Below are 19,052 nucleotides of genomic sequence, written 5' to 3' on the forward strand. Positions count from 1 at the left end.
TGGCTTCAGCGTGCACGGCCGTGTTTACACTTGCCGCGAAATTTAGCCGCTTCCGCAGTCTCGCCGCCGACAAGGAGTGGTTCTACTGCATCGCTGCTTCGCCTACTTGCCCCCGCCGCCGTGCTTGCAATCGAACGCCGAGGACATCAAGTGAAAGTGCTAGCCGAAGTCTCGCCGATGATGCCCGAAGAACGCATTCCGCAGCCAGAAGTCCTGCGGTTTCCGAGTGGCAGCAGTGAGGCGCATGCGTACTTCTACGCGCCGGAGTTTGCCCAAAGGTTGCCGCCAGTCATCGTCTTCATTCACGGCCGCCCTACCTCCCACCTGCTATCCGGTGTTCGACTCCCGCATTCCGTACTGGACGCAACGAGGGTTCGCAGTCGTCAATCTGAACTATCGCGGGAGCACCGGATATGGCCGCGGCTTTCAGGAGTCGCTCCGGCGGAACTGGGGCATAACCGAGGTCGACGACGCGTGCGAGTCCGTCGCCCATCTCGCCGCGCGGCAGCGCATTGACCGCGCGCGTGCGTTCATCCGCGGCAGTAGCGCGGGTGGCTACACTGCGCTTTGTGCGCTCGCGTTTCGCAGAGTGTTCTGCGGCGGGGGGTGGCCTGTACGGCGTCAGCGATCCACTCACGCTCGGCCGTCGCACGCACAAGTTCGAGGCCGATTATCTGGCCTGGCTGATCGGCGATGCGGTTGCTGACCGCGAGCGCTATCTGGCGCGCACGCCACTGCTGCACGCGCATCGGATCGAGGTGCAGGTGATCTTCTTCCGGGGCGAACTCGATGCCGTCGTTACGACCGACCAGACACGCAGCGTGGTGGCTGCGTTAAAGGCAAACTGTGTGACCGTCCAGGCGCACTATTATGTCGATGAGCGCCACGGTTTTCGAAAGGAAGTGAATCTCGCGCACGCACTCCAGGCAGAATACGCGTTCTACCGTGGGGTTCTCGGGCACCCCGCGGAATGAACGGAATCTGTGCGCACGTACTCGAACCCTCAGGCCGGATCGTTCCAGCGTGGCAAGAGCTGAAGGTAACTGCAGGCTTTGTTGCGCAGCTTGTAGCTTCTAGACGAGGTCGCTGATGCGTGCCATGCGATCACCGAAGACGCCGCGCAGCGCTTCGCAAGGACGGAATCCGTCGAACCGGTATGCGTCGGAAAGACGCTTGACGTGCGTGAAGTAGCCATCGCGAAATCATGCCCGATTTCGCGAGGCCATCAAGACGCGCAAACCCCTGCCCCGATTGGCTCTCCGACGTTTTCATCATGGAAAACCGTCACACTTTTCCGCAAAGATCCGTTTTCCCTACGGACACGCGATTTGTCACGCCGCTTCGCTGGCTGTAAGGGAACGTATCAGTCCGAGACTGATCGATGGTGCTGATGTGCGCCTTTTGCTCAATCGCGACGGCGCGCAACTGGACTAGAGCATCACCCGGTGATCGCCTGATCGACGACTCCGGCTTGAGCCGAAGTTGTGGTAACTGCCTGCATGCATCCGACGGTGCGGCGATCCGCGCTGTCTGCGGGGCAAGCAGGCTTTCCCACATTTGCTCGGCTGACACCGACCCACGGTACAGAGAATGACACCATCAACGCAGTTGAGCAACGCAACATTTGTTCAACTTTATCGTCGAAGAGCTTCATCAGCGTGAACCTGAAGGCTTATCACGCAGCGGTACGATGCTCATCGCTTCGCAAAACCAGCGCGAGGATTCGCTCGGGCGTGCTGGACCAGAAGCTCGATGCCATCGCACGCGCCACCGCTATTCCAGAGCATCTCGTGCCACAGTTGTATCTTTTACACCGCAAGCGAGAAACCTCCGTCGCGTTCTGGCAAGCGTGGAACCGGTTGCTTGCCGCCATGGGCCGCAAGGAGTTCACGCTACTCGAACTCGGCCCGGTGCAGCCTCAGCACATCTGATGCAAGGAGGTCGTAGAAAACCTCTTTTCGCTTCGCATGCCCATTCTGCAGCTGTGGGCAGGTGATTCAGCTTGGCTGTAACGCAAAAAACTTGGATTTTTGAACCACGCCAAGGAAACCGCTGGTACTACCCTACGCACGATTCGCACTAATTTTGACGTTCGCCAGTGCAGAACCCAGGAGCGCATGGGTCGCAGGGGAATACTCTCGGCTTCGTCTTGCAAGTGCCAGATACACATTCTCTTCCAATCCACTTACGGGACGGTATCGCAGAGCGCGTGACATCAGAAATTGCATCGACTCGGGCACAAGCACAAGCCCATATCCAGCGGATGCCATCGTGAGCGCACTGATGAAATCCTGAACACGAATCTCGGCCGCCACTGAAAACCCACCGGAAACGGCAAGTCGTTCTAATGTCAAGCTGAAGCCCTCGTCTTCCCTCAATTGTGGGGTAATGAAAGTTTCATTCGCGAGATCACTGACATTTAGCTTAACTTTTGAGTTCAACGGATGATCCTCGGCGATCGCTACCACCAGTCGCTCAGTATGAATGATGGTCGCAGTCAGGCCGGATGGATATTTGCGTCTCGGTCTGAGGATCGCTAGGTCAATTTCCCCTGCAGCAAGTGCCTCTAGTTGACGCGGCGTGTCCATTCCCACCAGTTCGACCACGACGTCTGGATGTGTCGATCGAAAATCCTTCAGCATCCCGTTGACCAGACCACTACTTACGCCGGACGCGACCGAACCTACCCTGACGAAACCTAACTGACCACGCGCCGCAAGGCGGCCGACCTGACCCACCCGCGTGACATGTTGCAACGCGGCCGTGGCTTCTTCGTACACCATGCGCCCCACTTCGGTCAAAGACACCGGCTGCCGCTTATTGCGATTCAGCAGCCGCGCCCCGACTTCCTTTTCAAGTTTCAGGACTTGCACGCTGAGCGCCGACTGCGCAATGCCCAGTTCGTCCGCGGCCTTGGCAAAGTGCAAATGATCCGCCAGCGCAACAAAGTATCGAAGCTGACGCGTGTCAGGCATTTAATCACCCCGATGCATTAAAACTTCGGTTTTGGAATCTTTATCATATCAAACTATTGGTGTCCAATGAGTCTTTCCAGACGCTGGGTGCCACCATGAACGCTCCTCTTTCCGCAACAGCCTTCGCGACCACAATCGACAACTTCGAAGTTCGTCGGCACGAGACACATCATCGTATCAAGGTGATCGATATCGACGATAAGGCACTTCGCCTCTTTCTGGACGAAGCCCGGCACGTCGAAGTTCAGAACCTCGAATACGTTCCCTTCATGCGGTTTTACCTGGGAGGGCTTCTCGCTAGACATGCAGGCGAGACCTTCGCATCAACACTTCTCACTCTTGTCCGTGATCGACGGTTCGGAGGATTCACCGTCGGACTGAAGAATTTGACAGAAGACCCTGATGATTTCGTCCGGTTTGGCTCGGCCATCGGGCACCTTTTGGGACCGGCTAATCACGATGCGATGTCGGGAAATTATTACGCCCGCTTCCTCGTCAAACATACCGACGATAGCGACTCGTACCTCCGGCAGGCATACCGTCTCTTCACTCTGCATACCGACGGGACCTTTGTTTCAGACGCCACTGACTGGCTGCTGATGATGAAGTTTGAAGAAAAAAACGCGGTCGGTGGGGAATCACGCTTCCTGCATCTCGACGACTGGAATGAGGTTGATCAGTTTTCCTATCATCGCCTCGGCTCCAAGCCGTTTCTCTACAAATCTCCTGGGTCGAAAAATGTAACCGAAGTTATCGAGCGTCCTCTTTTCTTCCATGGAGAATTTGGTCTTTCAATGTCCTTCATCGATCAGTTTGTGCAGCCGACGAATCTCGAAGAAGCCCTCTTCCTGCGCGAACTGTCTAACTCGATGGAAGCCTCCGGGGGAACAAAGGAGGTCGCTTTGCCCGTCGGTGAACTTGTCGTTTTGAACAACTATTTTTATCTGCACGGTCGTGCACCGTTTGAGCGTAATGAATCCCTTCACCGTGAACTCATGCGGATACGCGGAATGCTGGTCTCTTAATACTTCAGCTTTGCTGCGACGACGCTTGCGCGTCGCCGCGTATTTTCGGCAGGATCCCCCATGAAGAGTACTGTTAAATCTACCAACCCTCACGAGGCTGCAGATGCAAAAGCGCTCGCAAAAGCGGCCTATGAGGTACGAGCCGACCTTCCCAAACGTCTCCGCAGGGTTCTATCATTAAACGACTTCGAAAACGAAGCACGATCGCTTCTCCCGCGGCCGCTCTTTGGATACATTGCAGGTGCGGCGGAGGACTCCACGTCACTTACCGCAAACCGTCTCGCTTTCGCACGCCATGAGTTTTGCCCGAAAGTGATGATCAATGTGTCGCGGCGGTCACAAAGTACGGATCTGTTCGGTCACAAGTACTCGTGCCCTTTTGGAATCGCTCCTGTTGGCATTAGTGCGATCTCGGCCTATCGTGGTGACATCGTTCTCGCAAGCGCGGCTCAAAAGTTGAACATCCCGGCCATCATGAGCGGATCTTCTCTCATTCGAATGGAGGAGGTTCATGATGCCGCGCCCTCGACTTGGTTTCAAGCCTATCTTCCCGGTGACAGCGGGGGTATCGATGCACTGATTGACCGCGTTGAGAGCGCGAAATTCTCAACACTCGTGATCACCGTTGACATTCCCGTGTGGGCGAACCGGGAGAATAACATTCGCACCGGATTTTCATTGCCGTTGCGCCCTAGCATGCGTTTGGCGTTTGATGGCATCACTCATCCACGCTGGCTGTTCGGGACTTTCCTTCAGACCATGCTACGGCATGGGATGCCTCACTTCGAAAACTCCTTCTCGACGCGCGGAGCGCCAATGTTGTCAGCATCGGCGGTCCGCGATACAACCGGGCGTGATCACCTTTGCTGGGACAACATCGAGCGTATAAGGCGCCGATGGAAAGGAAGGTTAGTCCTCAAAGGCATCCTTCACCCGGATGATGCCAAAAGAGCGGCACTGTCGGGTGTCGACGGGATAATCGTATCGAATCACGGTGGTCGACAACTCGACGGTGCGGTTTCTCCACTGACCGTTCTGCCCCTCATCAAAGAAGCCGTTCAGGACAGCATTGTAGTGATGATGGACAGCGGCATCCGTCGCGGAAGTGATGTCTTGAAAGCATTAGCGCTCGGCGCTGCGTTTGTGTTCCTCGGGCGGCCCTTCATGTATGCCGCCGCTGTCGCTGGTGAATCAGGTGTCAGACACGCGATCACCCTACTTCGCGACGAGGTCGATAGAAACATGGCGATGGTTGGTGCAACTTCCGTTGAAGACCTCACGGCTTCAATCCTCGTATGACCGTGAATGCCAATAAGTTAAGACCTGTCTTATGCTGCCACGCCGCAGGCCGGGCACAGCATGCAATCCATATGGCCGCGACGATCTATGGCCAATAACGGGCAGCAAAATCCGCCCTTCGCTATAACCAGTGTCGGGACAGGCTCAGTAATGGAGGGCCTGATGGTGAGTGCTGAAAAGTCGCTGCGTGTGATGATCGAGCGCTGGCCCGCTCCCGAAGGAGCGGACTTTGTTCGCATCACTCGCTATAAGGACAGTCGCCCCGGACTGGATCGTTATGTATGCGTTGGAGACATTTAACGCGGCAAGGTACGCTGCAATGTTTTTCTTTCGCCACCACGACGGCACGTCGCGGATTTTCCCATCGCTCGGTAGATGACTGATCGTGCTTCATTGATCGTGTGCGGTTGTCCATCGCATCGCTTACTGACAGACGCTGCATCCACACGACATTGGGGGACGGTCAAGACTTCTCAGTCGGACCTGAACAATCTTCGAAGCCTTGCAGGGCGAAGCTTCGAGCCTGAAATGGTGTTGTGAGATTTGCAGGAACCTGGCACATTAACGCGAAAATCCTGCATTTTTAGACGAGTGCAGACGGGTTTGAAGGAGCCTGTGACAGAGGGAGATTTCTTCCGGCAACCGCTGCGCGAACACATCAACCTGAAGCACCCGCTGGTCGGTTTGGTCGACCTGAACAACTGGGAGCGATTGGCGCATCTATGGATTTGGTCGCGTTAAGGCGGGAGAGGTAGTATTCAAACCTGGCAAATATGCTTTGGCTGGCAAATGAAGAAGACCCAAACACCGCGAAAGACGCTTGCTGCGTAAGCGGCTCGGCAGGGCCGGTCCGCGATTCGCGCGCGCGTGGGGCATGATGTGAGAGCGTGGGTAGGTCCGGCGTAGACCACGTGAAGATCGTTCCATGATCGTGGCCACGATCTATCTGGATCTACCCGGTCAAACGGTGGACGTGAGCGGAGCGGCCAGCTTCAGTTTGTCGGCCACGTTCCAGGGAAGCAGTTCGTCGATGCGGTTGACCTTGTGGTCCGCAATATGAGTGAGCACGTATTCGAGGTAGGCACGTGGGTTGACTTCGTTGAGTTTACACGTACCGATGAGACTGTACATCGCCGCCGCGCGCTCACCGCCGCTGTCGGAGCCAACGAACAAATAGTTTTTCCTGCCCAACGCTACACAACGCAGGGCATTTTCTGCGAGTACATTGCTGATCTCGGCGCGTCCGTCCTCGCAATAGAACGTGAGCGCCGCCCAGTGGTTCAGCGAGTAGTTGATCGCGCCCGTAAGCGTAGACTTCTTCGACAGCGTCGCAAGCTTGGCCCTAATCGTCGATTCGAACGTGTTGAGCAGAAACTTGCTCTTCTCCTGCCGCACACGCAACCGCTCATCGGGAGGTTTGCCGCGAATGTCGGCTTCGATGCTGTAGAGCTCGCCGATCATCTGGAGCAGGTTCTGGGTATCCGGAGTCGGCGTACGCTCGTGAACGTCGTATATATACCTCCTCGCGTGATCCCAGCATGCCGCTTCGAAGACGTCGCCGCTTGCGTACAGCTGATCGAAGCCGGCGTAGGCATCCGCCTGCAGGATTCCCTTGAAGTTGGCGAGGTGCGTTTGCGGATGAACACCCTTGCGGTCCGACGAGTACGAGAACCAGACTGCCGCAGGCTCCGTCGAGCCAGAGCGTCGATCGTCGCGCACATAGACCCAGAATCGGCCGGTTGTCGTCTTCTGGTTGCCCGGTGTGAGGACGGGAACCGTCGTGTCGTCGCCATGGAGCTTACCGGCAGCCAGCACGTAGCGCTGGATTGCTTCGACCAGCACCATGCAGAGTTCGACGATCTGGCCGACCCAGCGGCCCATGCTGGCGCGATCAAGCGTCACGCCGTCGCGCGCCGCGATCTCCGACTGGCGATACAGGGGTTGGTGATCCGCGAACTTCGATACTGCGATATCGGCCAGCAGGCTTGGATGTGCGATGCTGCGCTCGATCGGCAGGCCCGGCATCGGCAGTTGTTCGATATGCCTACAGCCGGGGCAAAGCAATTTGCGCCGGATCGTGCGGATCACCTTGAATGCGGCGGCTACGCGCGCGAGCTGTTCGGAGACGTCCTCGCCCAGCGGCTGCATGGTCGTCGCGCACCTGGGGCAGAGCGGATCAGGCTCGAGTACGATCTCCTCGCGCGGCAGGTGCGGCGGGAGCGGCTCTCGCGAAGGCGATTTGCTGGCCGGCGCATTCGGTGTCCTGTCGCGCTGGTTACGCGCCTCGGCAGCACCCCGGCCGGCCGTCAGGTCCTCCAGCTGCGCCTCGAGCTTGTCGATCTGCTTCGCGAGTTGCTCGGACTTGCGCCCGAAGTGCATCCGCCTGAGCTTGTCGATCTGCGCCTTCAGGCGCTCGATCTCGTCATCTCGCGCGGCGAGTTCCTCCACCATCTTCGCAATCGATGCCTGGTGCTCAAGCAGCGATGCCTGTTGCGCGAGCACCATGGCACGGAGCTCGGCGACAGTATCGGGAAGCGGCGCCTGATCGGACATGCGTCGCAGTTTACGAGCCTTCCTCGCGGTTTACAACATCGAGAGTGCGGCGGTGCGTCGTGGCTGTCGCCAGTCGATTCCCTCGAGCAACATCGACAACTGTGCGCTCGTCAGATGGATCTTGCCGCCATCGGCCTGTGGCCAGATGAAACGCCCTCGCTCCAACCGTTTCGCGAGAAGCCAGAGCCCGTCCTCAGTAGCCCAAAGCACCTTCACGAGATCGCCGCGGTGCCCGCGGAAGATGAAGACGTTACCGCCCAGCGGATTCTCCTCAAGCGCCGTGTGTACCTTGGCAGCAAGTCCCTGGAAGCCGCAGCGCATGTCCGTAATGCCCGCAACAAGCCAGATACGCGTACCCGTTGGCAGAGAAATCACGAGCGCAAACTCCCCAACACCGTCCGAAGCATCTCAGCGTCGACAATGCCGTCGACCTTGACTACTGCCCGGCCAATCCGAACCTCGATTGAACCAGCCGGCCTCACGACCTCAGACTCTGCCAGCGCAGGAGGTTCATTGACCGATGACACGTCGTTCACGATCGCCACTGGAACGAGTTGCACCGCCTCGGCTTGCTGTTCCGCCAGATACCGGCGCCGCCACGTGTACACGAGGTTCGCGTTCAAGCCGTTCTCACGGGCCAACCTGGCGACTGACACCCCTGATTCACAAGCTGCCATCGCCAGGCGACGGCGGAATTCGGGACTATGGTTCGGGCGGCCTTTACGGCTGCCAGGCCTCTGAGTTGGCTCTGACAAAATGGTGTCCACCACTTCGAAAATGATGGACATCACTTTGATGCAGATTCTAGCGCCCGTCTACGACGGCCATCGCGAGCCGCTTACCTTGCTGCGGGCATCACCCGAGTGCTAACAGGCCGCTGAAATACACCCCGGCAGAGGCATCCTTTTGCGCTTACGCGGCTCTCGCGGCAAGATTTTCCGAATTGCGCAAATCCAATGCGAATTCAACGTCCTTTGAGCGTTTTGAGGCCATTTCCTAGCCTCACTTCCGCGTTTACCGTCACGATGGACGGACTTGTGCCAAAGATCGCAGGCGCACGAGGTTGTAGGCGGCCATGTTCAACACGAACATCTGTTCCACCTTCTTCAACCCACGCACCATCGCCTGGCGCATACGCCCCCACGGTCTTCGCCCATCCGAAGCCTTGCTCGATCAGCTTGCGCTTTTGCTGAGAAATGGCGTAGCCCGCACTCGAGGAAATCATGTCGGACACCGCCGAGCGCCGCCCCGAGGTATTTTGCGCTACGTGCGGTGTAACCTTCATCTCGTCGCAGGCCTCGATGAACTCCTGTGCGTCGTAACCCTTGTCTGCACCAAGCGTGATCTCTACGCTCGCATCCTTTACCGCTTGCCGCGCGTCGTTGATCATGATCTTGGCCGCTTCACGTTCGGCATGCCGGTCAGCGTGTGTCACGCGCGCGTTGACCACTAGGCCGTGTCGGTTATCGGTCAGCGTGTGGGCCATGTACCGCAATTCGCTGGCCGTTTGCCTTTGCGATAGAGCCGCGCATCGGCATCGGTCCGGGACTGATGCGTCTCGTTGCTGCGCTTGCTACCTTTAAAGTCGTCTGCGCTGCCGCCGTCGTCGTCCTGATCGTCACCGTCCTTGCGCACGAAGCTCTTGCGCCCCGCCCACGCCTAGACGAGCGTGCCGTCGACGCTGAAGTGCTCGCCCGATAGCAGATCCTTCTTCTCGGCGATGCCCACCACTTCGTTGAAAAATTCGATGACCGCATCGTGCTTGATCAATCGCTCGCGATTCTTCGTGAAGACCGTCGGCACCCACACTTCGTCATCCATTGCCTGGCCGATGAATCAGCGAAAAAGCAGGTTATATTGAACCTGCTCCATCAGCTTCCGCTCCGACCGGACGGTGAGAGGATCTGGATCGGCATGGCTCGCAGCAGCTTCTCTGGCGCAATGCTCGGCCGACCGCCCTTTAAATCCGCTTGGTACATCCCGGCAAACAGCCGATCCATCTTCGCCAGCGCTTCGTTTGCCATCATGCGGATCGATCGCAACGGATAAAACTTCGAGACGAAATCGTCCAGCTTGCGCAGGGAAAACAGACTCTCGGTGAACGTCTCGGCGCGCCGCGCATGATCTGCAGTGGGCAAGTGAGGGGTCTTATATCAACGCATCAGGGCGTTCCGCGATGAAGTAAGGTGCCGGTACTTCAGCAACCTGCTAAAGCGCCTTCACTATCCGCTGGATGTGATGTTGCTATTCGTGCGGTGGTACGTCGTCTACTCACTGAGTTTGAGTAATCTCGAAGAAATGATGGTCGAGCGCGGTATTGAGCTTGATCATTCCACGGTGCATCGTTGGGTTATCAAGTTGGTGCCGCTGTTCGAGAAGACGTTCCGTAAGCACAAGCAGCCGGTAGGCAAGAGCTGGCGGATGGGCGAAACGTATATCAAAGTCAAAGGTCAGTGGAAGTACCGCTACCGGGCGGTGGACAAGGCGGGCTAAACCATCGATTTTTTGTTCAGAGTCAAGTGCGACAAGGTCGCAGCGCGGCGCTTCTTTGAAAAGTCGATCGCTCAGAACGGTGTACCCGAGTACGGTAGCCATCGATAAAAGCGGCTCTGATCTGGCTGCGTTGCACGCGGTGAACACGGAGCGAGAGACGCTCATCACGATTCGTCACGTCAAGTACCTGAATAGGCTAGCCGAGCAGGACCATCGGGCCATCAAACGCGTCACCCGACCGATGCTGGGCTAAGGATTTCCACTGCGCCCGCGTCATTCTGAGTGGCGTCGCATTAATGCACATGATCAAGAAAAGGCAGATGAAATGTCGGGGCGAGACTCCGCTGTCTCCCGCACAGCAGTCCTACTCGCTCGTTTCATAAACAATCCTCCGCATATCACCGCTGCTTGACCCGTTGACCTTACTGCGACTGAGCCCGTCGCGATGCACACGTACTCCGAAACAGGTCGCGATGGCAGAGCAGATTTGACAACACTATTTGGTCACCGCCGGAAGCACTGGCAGGACGAAGTTGCCTGCCGCTTTGGAAATGCGACATCCGCGGGGTGCCTGCGTTCCAGTTACGAGCGCACGAAGGCGCCACTGCCCCACAGCGGCGACGGCATGCACGGTGTCAGTCACTCGAGCGGCCGGATTCAACGACGAATACGTCATCCTCGGCGAGGCAAGCAACGTAGCTGAAGGACGGGCGCGGAAGAAATTTCCGAGCGGCCGTCCCGAAACCGGCTAGGACATAGTTTTTCGGAGCCGGGCAAGAGTATACGGCTCCATGCTGGAAGCGCCTTACTTTTGCTGGCTAGCAGCCGCGGTGAGGTGGGCGTTTGCCGCGCCGCGGTGATTGTGGATCTGCCCCTTCCAACTTAATGTGCCGTGGATCTGGCCGGCGCGGCATCGAGTGGCCTGAAGTAGGGCTGCCTTCGATGGCGAATGAATATTTTTTTGACACGTTGACACTCGCACCAGTACCGCATGAGAATAAACTCGTCCGTCGAAAATTGGACCCGTTGGCTTGAGATTGCTCTGCACCTGACTCGCGAGGGGTGCCTCACCGGGTGCGGACGGTTCAAATTGCTCACGCGATAGGGGTATTTCCCGATCTTCCGAAGGTGATTCGCTGAAAACAACAATCGATTCTGCTTTCTTTGATTGAAGTTCCAGAAATATGTATTGTCGGGAAGCCCGGTTGAGGCCGAGTATCAGGGTGTAGCAGGCAATGCTTGATACCGGAAGGGTTCTATGTTGGTAGCCAGCTGAGAGTGCCCGAGAGCGTCCGGTAGATCGAAAAGAAAACGAGCGTGATGCGCCCAACAGAATCGGCGTGAGGTCGAGATGAAGTCAAGGACGGTGCGACTGATGCAATTTCGCGCAATTGTGCTCTCGGACGCAGCCGTATTTTATGGATGCGCGGCAGCCATGCCGTCGTTCGTGCAAGCGTGTTTGCGGAGCACTACAAAGTCGCATCCCTTTCGGGCGGGCCGGTCCCGTCATTGCATCTTGATGTCAGCGATCGAAGATCGCCGGTCCCCAGTCCTTTCGCAAGGTAATGCCAATGGATGGATGAAGAGCCAACTCTCCCCGGGGTATTCATCTGGATTTTTTTTGCAGTACGCAATATCGAGCAATCCTAATTAGTAAAAGTGAAAGAACCGGTCCACGCGTTGATACCTGTCGTGACCGATCGGCGGCGTTCGCTGGTGCCGAAATGAAAAGACGCGAAGGACAAATCGAAAGGAGAGTCAGGATGGGAAAGCGCAAAATTGGAGTCGTTTCCGCTATCGCGGCGGCGGCCTTTCTTGTGGTCGGGACCGCTGCCGTAGCGGATGATCTCACGCCCGTCGGCGCCGAACGCGCTGCTAGTAGCGATGGACTCGTGCCTGCTTTTGCCGGAAGGCAGTCGCCCGAACCCGGCTGGGAATATGGGAAGTACCGGGGTGACTTCTGGAAGCATAAAGGCGAAAAGCCGCTCTATTCAATCGATGCGTCGAATGTCGAAAAGTACGCGACCATGCTTTCGCCAGGTCAGATTCAGCTGATCAAGCAAAGGAAGGGTTATCGAATGGATGTTTATCCTTCGCATCGAGAATGTCAGTTGCCCGATTTCGCTGAGGAGAATTCCAAAGCGAATCTGACAGGAGCGAAAGTCGATTCGACTGGCGAAATGTTGCAGACAGCGGCCCTTCCAGGTGTTGTGTTTTCCGAGCCGAAGACTGGCGCCGAAGCGGTCATGAACTACATTTACCGGTATCGCGGTGAAGGCTTGGAGTGGTCGGTTATCACGACCGTTTCTCCGCGTGCAGGAAGTAGTGACTGGATCGACGAAACCGGTCCGCAGACTTTGTATTTCCCATGGGGGAAACCGGGCAAGACTGCCCCGCAGGATGTCGATCAGCTCAATTACGGGATCTGGAGCGTGGTGGCAACGCCGCCGGCGCTGGCGGGTCAGGGTTACGTGGGACGTTTGTATTTCGACAAGGATACGGAAACCTACTATTACTACCCGGGGCAGCGCCGCGTGAGACGGGCGCCGGCCTATACCTATGATGCACCGATCATCGGATTCGAAAATCAGTATCTGATGGACGAGTTCAATATGTTCAATGGTCACATCGACCGTTTCAACTGGAAGCTCGTCGGAAAGAAAGAGATGATTGTTCCCTATAACGATTTTGGTATGTATAAGTACCAAGAGAGTCTGCATGACGTCGCCACGACTGATGGAATTGCTGCCGCAAACCGGCGTTATGAAGTGCACCGTGTGTGGGTCGTCGAGGCGACAGTCAAGCCCACCGCGCGGCATGTCGATTCGAAGAAGGTGTTGTATCTGGATGAGGATAGCTGGCTTGCGCTTATCGGTGAGGATTACGACGCGCAGGGTCGACTGTGGAAAGTCAGAGAAAGCTACCCGATCCCGATTAATGAGCTTGATGGCGCGTGCGATAACGAGCCATTCGTTCAATACGACATGATCAGCGGACGCTATGTCTTCGATTCAAGCAGCTTCGGCCAGGGTAGCGATCTGCACTACTACAAGGAAGTCAATAGTCCGAAGTTTAAGTCTGGTTTCTATACCGCCGAATCGCTGCGCTCACGTAGCGAGCGCTAATAAAAAGTCCGAAATATAGCGGAAAGGATTGGCGCACGTGAGCACGTGCGTCCACACATATCTGGCGAGAGATGGGGGGGAAGCGATGCAACAGTTACTCAAATTGAATGCCATGTCGATTGCAGTCGTTGCGGCTGTGACATCGAATGCATACGGCTATGAGTTCACCACAAGTATTAGCGACCTGCGCGGGTCGTTGGTGAGCAATGTCACCGCAGGGATGGGCATTCGAACGCAGAATCCGAGCTGTTCGCTTACCGGCAATCCGTATGTGTCCGGCTGCGGCGCAGGGGCTAACATCGATCAATGGCCGGGCAGTGATGGTGATCTGAATTATCACAAGGGGCAGCCCTATAGCGCGTACCTGAGTTTGACCAGCGAATTACTGCTGTTGATGCCAAGCGAAGGACTCAAGTTCATGGCCCGCGGTACGGGAATGTACGACTTCGCCGCGGGACATACCGACCTGACACCCCTGAGTAGTACCGCCGCAGCGCAGGTGGTTTACAATGCGCAGCTCCTTGATCTCTGGGTCGAAAAGGATTTTACGGTCGACGGGCGCAGTGCACACGTGCGAGTAGGCAACCAGGTGATCAACTGGGGGGAGAGCATTTACGCGTCTGGTGGCATCAACTCCACCAATTCGCTCGACACGCAGAAGTTGCTAATTCCGGGTGCCCAACTCAAGCAAGCACTGTTGCCAGCCCCGATGGTTAGTGTTGCATCGGATCTTCCGTTCGGAATGAGTACCGAGGCATACTACCAGCTTCAGTGGAATGGAAACCGTTACCCACCAGTCGGATCCTACTGGTCGACATCAAATAGTTTCGGTCGAGGGACTGGTCCCGCAACGACCAACGCCAATAATTACAACGTAGGCGGACCGAGCGCGAGCACAATCGCAACTGCGACCGGCGGCGTTGGTGCAGCGAACAACCTTGATACGCTCGCCGGGATCAATAGCGGTCTTCTCAGCGGCGCCTACGCCGGGGCCCCATTTTACAGTGTGGGGTCCGGCGTTTCCTGGCAGCCTCCGACGAAGTACAAGCCGCAATTTGGTATCAAGTTTAGCCGTGCGTCGGAGACTCTTGGTGCGAACTTCTCGTTTTATTACGAAAACTACACTGACAAGTCGCCCGTGATCACCGCGACGGCAGCCGGAATAACTCAATATTCATATCTCGAAAATCGTCAGTTGTTTGGTGTCAGTACGAACTTCGGGATCGGCGACTGGGCGATCAGTTCCGAGTTGTCGTATCGACCGCATGACGCTGTTGCGCTGTCGAGTTGCTATGGAGCAGGTGGCCCGCTTGATCTGAATACGAACGGAGTGTCGGGCAGTAATTGCCAGCAGTGGATCGACAGCAAAAAGGTCCAGTTCGACATCAACGGTCTCCTTGCACTGCCAAGTAATGACTATCCATTCATCAAGTTAATCGGTGCGGATTCGGCGAACCTTACATGGGAATTGACGTGGATTTATTACCCTGGCTTGAACACGAATGGCTACACCAAGACGATTAACGGTCAGCAGGTTACGCAAGTGCCACTTGCGGGTTATATGCCGTGGCTGAACTACAACTCTGGTCTGGGCTATCCGATTGGATCTGAGCGAGGTACTGCAAGCTCGGTGGGCGCAACTATCGACTTCAATTGGACCTATGACAGCACATTGATTCGCGGCTGGCAGGTCACACCGGGAATGACGTTCACGGATGCGCTGTATGGCTACACGCCTACGTTTACCATGAATTATTCGCAAGGCGCCAAATCGTTGAACCTCTATGTGTTGTTCAACCAGAATCCAACAGTCTGGCAGGCCGGCATCAACTATGCCATGTATTTCGGCGGGCACGGCACAGTAGGGAACTCATACGCGGACCGAAATTTCGTTGGATTATTCGCCACCCGGAATTTTTGACGGAAACGCCAGCACTGGGCTGCGCACAAAGTGCGCAGTCGCTAAACTTGAAGAGGCAATGCTGTGTTGAATCGTATAGTCAGCGGTCTGGAAAAATTTTTCTTCGGTCATCGCGCGATCTTACTCGGAGCGATTGGTTTGCTTACCGTCGTAATGGCGGTGTTTGCCGTGCAACTGCGGATGGATGCAGGTTTCGAAAAGCAGATGCCGATTGGCCACGAGTATATCCAGACGTTCCAGAAATACAGGGGTGATCTGCTCGGCGCAAACCGGATTACGATTGTGCTACGCGCTCGCAACGGTTCGATCTGGACAAAGGAAGGTCTGACGCGACTGTATAAGGCGACCCAGGCGGTGATTTATCTTCCGAACATCGATCGGGGCGGAGTCCAATCGCTTTGGACACCAAACTCGTTTGTCAATGAGATCACCGACGAGGGTTTCCGCGCGGAGCCTATCATCTCGGGCACCATTACCACTGATCAGTTGACGCCCCAGATCATCGCGAAGATTCGCCGCGCGACGTCGGAGGGTGGCTATGTCGGCACGCTTGTGTCGCATAACGAAAAAAGCGCGATGATCACGGCGGAATTGAACGAACGAGATCGCTTCGGTAAGGTACTCGACTATGTGGCATTCAATCATCTTCTAGAGGCGAAGATTCGCAAGCCGTTCGAAGACGCCGGCTACGAAGTGCAGATCATCGGTTTTGCGAAACAGATCGGCGACATTGCCGATGGCGCAACCGCGGTGCTCGGATTCTGCACGATTGCACTGCTGCTGACCGCGCTCGCGGTTTACTGGTATTGCCATTCGGTCCGCTTCACGGTACTGCTAATTTGCTGCTCGCTGACGTCTCTAGTCTGGCAGTTCGGTACGTTGAAACTGTTGGGATTTGGCCTCGATCCGCTGGGGGTATTGGTACCGTTCCTGGTGTTCGCGATTGGTGTGTCGCATGGCGTACAGCAGGTCAATTTTATCGTACGAGAGATTGCACATGGGCATGGCTCGTACGAAGCGGCGCGCCATAGTTTCAACGGCCTGCTGATTCCGGGCGTGCTGGCGCTCATCACCGCGTTAGTGTCGTTCATCACGCTGCTTCTCATTCCGATTCCGATGGTACGTGAGCTTGCGATCACCGCGTCGCTGGGTGTCGCCTACAAGATCGTAACGAACCTGATTCTGCTGCCCGTAGCGGCGTCCTGCTTTAACTTTACGAAGGTTTATGCTGATAAATCGTTAAAGCGCGCACAGCATCGGGCCAAACCGCTGCGTATCCTGGCGCGAGTGGCAGAGCCGAAGTTCGCGGGCGTCACCTTGGCGTTGGCGGTGGTGGTGCTCGCGTTGGCCGCGTGGCAGAGTCGCGACCGCGTGATCGGCACGCTGCAACCGGGTGCGCCTGAGTTGCGCGCAGATGCGCGCTTCAACCGTGATGCGACGTCTATCGCGAGCAACTACGACATGGGACTCGACTGGCTTTCGGTCGCAATCGAATCGAACGGAACGGCGTGCGACAACCCAGCTGTAGGCTTGTATGAAGACGATTTCTCGGCATCGATGAGGTCCGAACCTGGAGTAGTGTCGGTGCAATCGTATTCGTCGATGCTGCGCAAGTACAACCAAGGCTACAACGAAGATTATCCGAAGATGAACGTGATACCGATCGATGCGGAGAACTATGGTGCGATTTCCGTTGACGTGAGCCGCATCAAGGGCTTTATGAAAGCCAACTGCAGCATGACTGCGGTCCATCTGTTTCTGACCGATCACAAGGCTACGACGATCAACCGGATTCTGAACGATGTGAAACAGTATCGGGTAGCGCATCCGTTCCCGGGGATCACCGTTCGACTGGCCGCGGGGAACGCGGGAGTGCTGGCCGCGACCAACGACGAGGTGGCGTCGAGCGAATTGCCGATGATGATGTACGTGTATGCGGCGATCCTCATTCTAGTGTTCTTGGCGTATCGGGATTGGCGAGCGATGTTGGCGTGCTGCTTGCCGTTATCGGTGGCTACATTCATCGGCTACTGGTTCATGAAGGAGTTGAATATCGGCCTGACGGTGGCCACGTTACCAGTGATGGTGCTTGCAGTCGGAATTGGCGTCGATTACGCGTTCTACATCTACAACCGGTTGCAGGTGCACTTGGCGGGCGGCCAAAACATCGTGAAATCGGTGCAGCACGCGATGCTGGAAGTCGGCGAGGCGACGATCTTTACCGCGATTACATTGGCGATTGGTGTGGCGACGTGGAGTTTCTCAGCACTGAAGTTCCAAGCGGACATGGGGAAGCTGTTGGCGTTCATGTTCATCGTCAACCTGGTGATGGCAATGACAGTGTTGCCAGCGTTGGCGTCGGTACTGGAGTGCCGGTTCCCGCGCAGTAAGCCGGCGCGTGCGCCTGGCCTATTCAGCCATTGACGACGACGTACGAATACAGAAAATCACCATGATCAAAACACATATAGCCGGTCTCGCCCTATTCGCGGCCACAGTCTGCATGCCCTCAACAGGTTTCGCCCAAACGGGTGGAACGGTTGCGGCATGGGCTGCGAAGCCGGCGCACGGATGGACGGATCCGACGCACATGATGTTGATGGACGCGACACAGGCAGGAACGCGTATCGTCGCGGTGGGTGAGCACGGAGTCATTCTGCTGTCGGATGACGACGGCAAGACCTACAGACAGGCGCGTGCAGTGCCTGTTTCCGCAACGCTTTCGGCCGTTACCTTTGCCGATGCCGAGCACGGCTGGGCAGTCGGCCAGTGGGGCGTGATCCTCGCGACTACCGACGGCGGCGAAACCTGGCGGAAGCAACGGATGGATATTTCAGTCGACCAGCCGCTTTTCTCGGTCGAATTCACAAATTCCCGAGACGGGATTGCGGTGGGTTTGTGGTCGTTGATGCTCACGACACATGACGGAGGCCAGACTTGGGTCCGGACCGCCTTGCCAAAGCCGCCCGGCGCCGAGAAGGCTGACCGCAATCTTTACCATATCTTTTCGGACGGCAAGGGCACGCTTTACGTCGTATCGGAGCAGGGTACAGTGCTGAAGTCGACTGATGGTGTCAACTGGACCTACGGCGCGACGGGAAGCAAAGGCACGCTTTGGACCGGCGTCGTCATGCCAGACGGTCGGATCGTTGTGGCCGGGTTGCTTGGCAGTATGTTCCAGAGCCGAGACGGTGGAAGCAGCTGGACATCAGTGACGTCGGATGCGAAGAGCTCGATTACGGATCTGGTTGCGACTAGTGACGGTTTGCTGGGCATTGGACTCGACGGGCTGGTGATGAAGCAGAAATCAGGCGATGGAAAGTTCGAGATTTCTCGACGCGAGGATCGTGCGACGTTGACCGCGGCCTTGGTTAATGGTGGGGGAAAGGTGATTTTATTCGCGCACGAAGGCGTGTTGGCAGCGCGGTGAGCCAGTGATTTCTGCGTCGCTTAAACACAAATACATTGCAGTGCTGGGTGGCCTTTGACTCGCTCGAGGTGTTCATGAGGTGTGAGCGAGTCCATTTCTGCATTTAGAGTCGTGGCATCTATGGCTCTAACCATCGGCGCGCTTCTGGCGCTCTCGTTTTCGGTTCAATTGAAGCACGACGGTCCGTTGGTAGTGGAGACAAGATGAAGAACGCAAGTCGTTGCGCACGAC

Annotated in this window: 11 protein-coding genes and 3 pseudogenes; 9 read left to right on the top strand and 5 right to left on the bottom strand. The window is 56.5% G+C overall.

Going from position 1 to position 19,052, the window contains the following annotated elements; genetic code table 11:
• Positions 1–41: 41 nt before the first annotated feature.
• Together BJG93_RS35635 and BJG93_RS35645 are read left to right on the top strand one after the other, a co-directional pair.
• Positions 42–974 (top strand): annotated as a pseudogene (locus BJG93_RS35635) (alpha/beta hydrolase family protein); the annotation flags it as partial.
• A 525-nt stretch (positions 975–1,499) separates the two neighbouring features.
• The gene (locus BJG93_RS35645; RefSeq protein WP_154671645.1) at positions 1,500–1,931 is read left to right on the top strand and encodes a hypothetical protein; all 432 of its coding nucleotides are present in this window, start codon (positions 1,500–1,502) and stop codon (positions 1,929–1,931) included.
• 132 nt (positions 1,932–2,063) lie between these two features.
• Here the strand turns inward: BJG93_RS35645 and BJG93_RS35650 are convergent, their stop codons facing one another.
• Entirely contained in the window at positions 2,064–2,975 is a 912-nt protein-coding gene (locus BJG93_RS35650; protein ID WP_027193633.1) for a LysR family transcriptional regulator, read from the bottom strand.
• Between the two features lie 95 nt (positions 2,976–3,070).
• Here BJG93_RS35650 and glaH point away from each other — a divergent pair, with 95 nt between their 5' ends.
• Both glaH and BJG93_RS35660 read left to right on the top strand, forming a co-directional pair.
• Positions 3,071–4,000, top strand: a complete 930-nt coding sequence (glaH, locus tag BJG93_RS35655; protein WP_027193632.1) for a glutarate dioxygenase GlaH — start codon at positions 3,071–3,073, stop codon at positions 3,998–4,000.
• Positions 4,001–4,060: 60 nt separating this feature from the next.
• Positions 4,061–5,299: an alpha-hydroxy acid oxidase gene (locus BJG93_RS35660; protein ID WP_051374100.1), complete on the top strand. Its 1,239-nt coding sequence runs from the start codon at positions 4,061–4,063 to the stop codon at positions 5,297–5,299.
• A 960-nt stretch (positions 5,300–6,259) separates the two neighbouring features.
• Here the strand turns inward: BJG93_RS35660 and tnpC are convergent.
• From tnpC to BJG93_RS35680, 4 genes and pseudogenes are all read right to left on the bottom strand, one after another.
• Entirely contained in the window at positions 6,260–7,852 is a 1,593-nt protein-coding gene (gene tnpC, locus BJG93_RS35665) for an IS66 family transposase (protein ID WP_027193631.1), read from the bottom strand.
• 30 nt (positions 7,853–7,882) lie between these two features.
• The gene (gene tnpB, locus BJG93_RS35670; RefSeq protein ID WP_027193630.1) at positions 7,883–8,227 is read right to left on the bottom strand and encodes an IS66 family insertion sequence element accessory protein TnpB; all 345 of its coding nucleotides are present in this window, start codon (positions 8,225–8,227) and stop codon (positions 7,883–7,885) included.
• A complete protein-coding gene (gene tnpA / locus BJG93_RS35675; protein ID WP_034476873.1) occupies positions 8,224–8,640 on the bottom strand; it encodes an IS66-like element accessory protein TnpA in 417 nt (138 codons plus the stop codon). The genes tnpB and tnpA overlap by 4 nt, the downstream gene beginning before the upstream one ends.
• Before the next feature lie 232 nt (positions 8,641–8,872).
• Positions 8,873–9,990, bottom strand: a pseudogene (locus BJG93_RS35680) (IS5 family transposase).
• Positions 9,991–10,090: 100 nt separating this feature from the next.
• On the opposite strand from BJG93_RS35680, the pseudogene BJG93_RS36190 reads away from it, so the two are divergent.
• The 5 genes and pseudogenes from BJG93_RS36190 to BJG93_RS35705 all read left to right on the top strand — a co-directional run bounded on the left by BJG93_RS36190 (position 10,091) and on the right by BJG93_RS35705 (position 18,821).
• A pseudogene (locus BJG93_RS36190) lies at positions 10,091–10,728 on the top strand (IS6 family transposase).
• Positions 10,729–12,108: 1,380 nt separating this feature from the next.
• The gene (locus BJG93_RS35690; protein ID WP_027193626.1) at positions 12,109–13,470 is read left to right on the top strand and encodes a DUF1329 domain-containing protein; all 1,362 of its coding nucleotides are present in this window, start codon (positions 12,109–12,111) and stop codon (positions 13,468–13,470) included.
• An 85-nt stretch (positions 13,471–13,555) separates the two neighbouring features.
• The gene (locus BJG93_RS35695) at positions 13,556–15,391 is read left to right on the top strand and encodes a DUF1302 domain-containing protein (protein ID WP_027193625.1); all 1,836 of its coding nucleotides are present in this window, start codon (positions 13,556–13,558) and stop codon (positions 15,389–15,391) included.
• Positions 15,392–15,454: 63 nt separating this feature from the next.
• Positions 15,455–17,815, top strand: coding sequence for an efflux RND transporter permease subunit (locus BJG93_RS35700; protein ID WP_027193624.1), 2,361 nt, complete (start codon positions 15,455–15,457; stop codon positions 17,813–17,815).
• Positions 17,816–17,843: 28 nt separating this feature from the next.
• Positions 17,844–18,821: a WD40/YVTN/BNR-like repeat-containing protein gene (locus BJG93_RS35705; protein ID WP_027193623.1), complete on the top strand. Its 978-nt coding sequence runs from the start codon at positions 17,844–17,846 to the stop codon at positions 18,819–18,821.
• Positions 18,822–19,052: the final 231 nt, after the last annotated feature.

Source organism: Paraburkholderia sprentiae WSM5005 (assembly GCF_001865575.2).
Classification (GTDB): domain Bacteria; phylum Pseudomonadota; class Gammaproteobacteria; order Burkholderiales; family Burkholderiaceae; genus Paraburkholderia; species Paraburkholderia sprentiae.

Coding starts and splice junctions, on each gene's coding strand:
- BJG93_RS35645 (WP_154671645.1), top strand. CDS start 1,500: ATGCATCCGACGGTGCGGCGATCCGCGCTGTCTGCGGGGCAAGCAGGC.
- BJG93_RS35650 (WP_027193633.1), bottom strand. CDS start 2,975: ATGCCTGACACGCGTCAGCTTCGATACTTTGTTGCGCTGGCGGATCAT.
- glaH (WP_027193632.1), top strand. CDS start 3,071: ATGAACGCTCCTCTTTCCGCAACAGCCTTCGCGACCACAATCGACAAC.
- BJG93_RS35660 (WP_051374100.1), top strand. CDS start 4,061: ATGAAGAGTACTGTTAAATCTACCAACCCTCACGAGGCTGCAGATGCA.
- tnpC (WP_027193631.1), bottom strand. CDS start 7,852: ATGTCCGATCAGGCGCCGCTTCCCGATACTGTCGCCGAGCTCCGTGCC.
- tnpA (WP_034476873.1), bottom strand. CDS start 8,640: ATGTCCATCATTTTCGAAGTGGTGGACACCATTTTGTCAGAGCCAACT.
- BJG93_RS35690 (WP_027193626.1), top strand. CDS start 12,109: ATGGGAAAGCGCAAAATTGGAGTCGTTTCCGCTATCGCGGCGGCGGCC.
- BJG93_RS35695 (WP_027193625.1), top strand. CDS start 13,556: ATGCAACAGTTACTCAAATTGAATGCCATGTCGATTGCAGTCGTTGCG.
- BJG93_RS35705 (WP_027193623.1), top strand. CDS start 17,844: ATGATCAAAACACATATAGCCGGTCTCGCCCTATTCGCGGCCACAGTC.